Genomic DNA, 3,453 nt, shown 5'->3' with positions numbered 1-3,453 from the left:
CGCGGGCCTGCTCGACCTCGACGCGCATCCGGGCCGCCGCATGCTGGAGGGCGCGGCGCTGTCCGGCGCGAGCGCGGAGCTGCAGGCGCGGGTCGCCGCCGGCACCGCCCTGCTGTGGCAGCTGTTCGACCGGTACCGGGGGGCGCTGGCGGCCGCCGAGGAGCTGCGCGCCCGCAACGCCCGTCCGAAACCTCCCGAACTGGCCGAGCTGACCCGGCTGCTGGCCGGTCCGTCGGTCGAGCTGCCTCCCCGGCCGGTCCCGCTGGAGCAGCGCGGCCTGCTGGGCGCTCCCGGCCCCGAGCTGCTGACGCTGCACGCGGCCGTGGCCCGGATGACGCGCCTGTTCGACGGGATCATGCGCGACGTGGCCGCGATGGACGCGGCGTGGTCGGCGCTGCTGCCCGCGCTGGAGGCGGCCGAGTCCCGGTACCGCGAGGCCGCCGCGCTCGCCGCGTCGCTGGAGGCGTCCACAGCGGAGGTGCGGGAGCTCGGCGCCGAGGTGGCCCAAGCCGGACGCACCGTCCGGTCCGACCCGCTGTCGCTCGCCCCTCAGCCCGGCCCGACCACGGCCGACCCGACCACACCCGGCCCCACCACACCCGGCCCGACCGCGCCCGGCCCCACCGCGTCCGGCCCGACCGCGACAGGGCCGGCCGTGTCCGGCGCGGACACGTCCGGGCTGGTCGCGCTCACCAGGCGACTGGACGAGGCGCTCGCCCGGCTGCGGGAGGCGGCGCGACTCCGCGACGGCTACGCCGGGCGTCTCTCCGCGGCGGAAAGCCTGATCGCCGAGGCGGGGCGCGCGCACGACGAGGCCCTGCGCGCGCACGCGGAGGCCGAAGAGAAGATCGCCTCAACCGGACTGACCGAGCCGTCCGATCCGTCGGGGGCGCTCGCCGACCGCCTCGCGGCGCTGCGCGGCCTGGCCGCCACCGGACGGTGGGACGAGCTGGCCGAGCGGCTCACCGACCTGGAACGTGCCGCCACCGACGCGCGTGCCCGCGCGCAGAGCCACCGCGACCTCGCCGCCGGGCTGCTGGAGCGCCGTGAGGAGCTGCGCGGCCGGCTCGGCGCCTACCGCGTCAAGGCCGCCCGGCTCGGGCTGGCCGAGGACGCCGAACTCCAGACGATCCACGAGCGTGCCCGCGAGCTGCTCTGGACGTCCCCCTGCGACCTGCGTGCCGCGACCGTGGCTCTGTCGGGATACCAGCAGGCCGTCAACTCGCGGACGAAGGGAGCCGATCGATGATCCCGTGCACGCAGCCGGGCTGCGCCGGAAACGTCGAGGACGGTTACTGCGTCATATGTGGCATGCCCCCCTCACAAGGCACGCCGCCGCCTGCGACCGGACAACCGTCGCAGAACCGGCAGCAGGCCGGACCTCCGCCGGCCGCCGCGCCGCAGGCCGGGCCGCAGAAGTGCGCGCAGCCCGGCTGCGGCGGCACGATCCAGGACGGCTACTGCGACGTCTGCGGCAGCCCCGCCGGCCCGGCCCCGACACCGGCGGCCTCCGGTTCGGGCGCGCGGGGCTCGGGCACGTCCGGTTCGGGCGCGTCCGGTTCGGGGACGTCCGCGGGGGGCGCGCCGTCCGCGCAGTCCACACCCTCGCGGCAGGCTCCGGTCACGCGGCCGAGCGCGCCCACGGGGAGTTTCGCGTCCGGCAGCGTGATGACCGGCAGCGTCGGGACGGGCGGGCGCGGCAGCGGGGCGTCCCGGGCGTCGGGGCGGCGCGGGCAGCTCGGGTCCGGGCTGGTCGAGGTGCCGCGCATCCCGTACCGCGACCCCGCGACGGCCGTCCGGCAGAACCCCGAGGTCCCCGAGCACCGGCGGTTCTGCGGGAGCTGCGGGGAGAAGGTCGGCCGCAGCCGCGGCGACCGGCCGGGCCGCACCGAGGGGTTCTGCCCCAAGTGCGGCCACGCGTTCTCGTTCCGGCCGAAGCTGAAGACCGGCGACCTGGTGCACGGCCAGTACGAGGTGCTCGGCTGCCTGGCGCACGGCGGCCTCGGCTGGATCTACCTCGCCCGCGACCACCGGGTCAACGGCCGCTGGGTGGTGCTCAAGGGCCTGCTGAACACCGGCGACGCGGACGCGCGCGACGCGGCCGAGGCTGAGCGGGAGTTCCTCGCCACGGTCGAGCACCCCAACATCGTCAAGATCTACAACTTCGTCGAGCACGACGGCGACGAGTACATCGTCATGGAGTACGTCGGCGGGGAGTCGCTGAAGGACATCCTGCTGGAGCACCGCAACACGGTGAACCCGGACGGGCTGCCCCTGCCGCAGGCGATCGCCTACGCCCTGGAGGTGCTGCGCGCGTTCTCCTACCTGCACGCGCGCGGCCTGGTGTACTGCGACTTCAAGCCGGACAACGTGATCCAGTCCGAGGAGCAGCTCCGGCTGATCGACCTCGGCGGCGTCCGCCGGCTCGACGACCAGGACGGCGCGATCTACGGCACCGTCGGCTACCAGGCGCCGGAGATCGCCGAGCGCGGCCCGTCGATCACCTCGGACCTGTACACCGTCGGCCGCGCGCTGGCCGTGATGACCTTCCCGTTCAAGCGCTACACCAGCGAGTACAGCGACCGGATCCCGCCGCGGGCCGAGGTCCCGCTGCTGGCCCGGTTCGAGTCGTTCGACCGGCTGCTGCGCCGTGCCACCCACCTCGACCCGGACCAGCGGTTCCAGGACGCCGAGGAGATGGCCGACCAGCTGCTCGGCGTGCTGCGCGAGGTGCTCGCCGCCGAGGACGGGCATCCGCGGCAGGCGCCGTCCGGGCTGTTCGGCCCGGAGCGGTTCGCGTCGGCGGCCGTCGCGGGCGAGACCGGCGCGCCCGGGGACGTGCCGCTTCCCGCGCTCACGCCCGCGCAGCACGCGGCGTCCCTGCCCGTCCCGCTGGTGGACGGCGCCGACCCGTCCGCCGGGTTCCTCGCGGGCCTCACCGCGCTGGAGCCCGCGCAGCTCGCCGCGTCGGCCGAGGCCGCGCCGGAGCGCACGCCCGAGGTGAAGCTGACCCTCGCGCGCGTCCGGATCGAGCTGGGCGAGATCGGCCGGGCCGAGGAGCTGCTGCGGGAGGTCGAGGCCGAGCGCCCGCACGACTGGCGGATCGAGTGGTACCGGGCGGTCGCGCAGCTCGCGGACGGCCGGATCGAGCCGGCGGACGCCGCGTTCGACCGGCTGTACTCGCTGATGCCCGGGGAGCTCGCGCCGAAGCTGGCGCTCGCCGCGTGCCGCGAGCACCGCGCGCCGCAGGACGCGGTCCGGCTGTACGAGACGGTCTGGCGCACCGACCGCGGCCACATCAACGCCGCGTTCGGGCTGGCCCGGCTGAAGCTGGCCGCGGGCGACCGGGCGGGCGCGATCGCGGTGCTGGAGCAGGTCCCGCCGACGTCGATCCGGTTCGTCCCGGCGCAGGTCGCGGCGGTCTGCGTCGCCGTGCGGGGACGGGACGCCGCG

General features: G+C 76.3%; 2 protein-coding genes. Both read left to right on the top strand.

Annotated elements, in window-relative coordinates:
* Positions 1-1,249, top strand: a 1,249-nt coding sequence (locus AB0J52_RS32675) for a hypothetical protein (RefSeq protein ID WP_500186700.1), incomplete at its 5' end; no start/stop codon positions are given.
* A gap of 62 nt (positions 1,250-1,311) precedes the next feature.
* On the top strand, positions 1,312-3,453 hold a 2,142-nt coding region (locus AB0J52_RS32670; RefSeq protein WP_500186699.1), incomplete at its 3' end, for a tetratricopeptide repeat protein.

This window comes from Spirillospora sp. NPDC049652 (assembly GCF_040675125.1).
Classification (GTDB): domain Bacteria; phylum Actinomycetota; class Actinomycetes; order Streptosporangiales; family Streptosporangiaceae; genus Spirillospora.
Note: the sequence above shows the minus strand (reverse complement) of the source record. Positions and strands in the feature narration are given on the sequence as shown.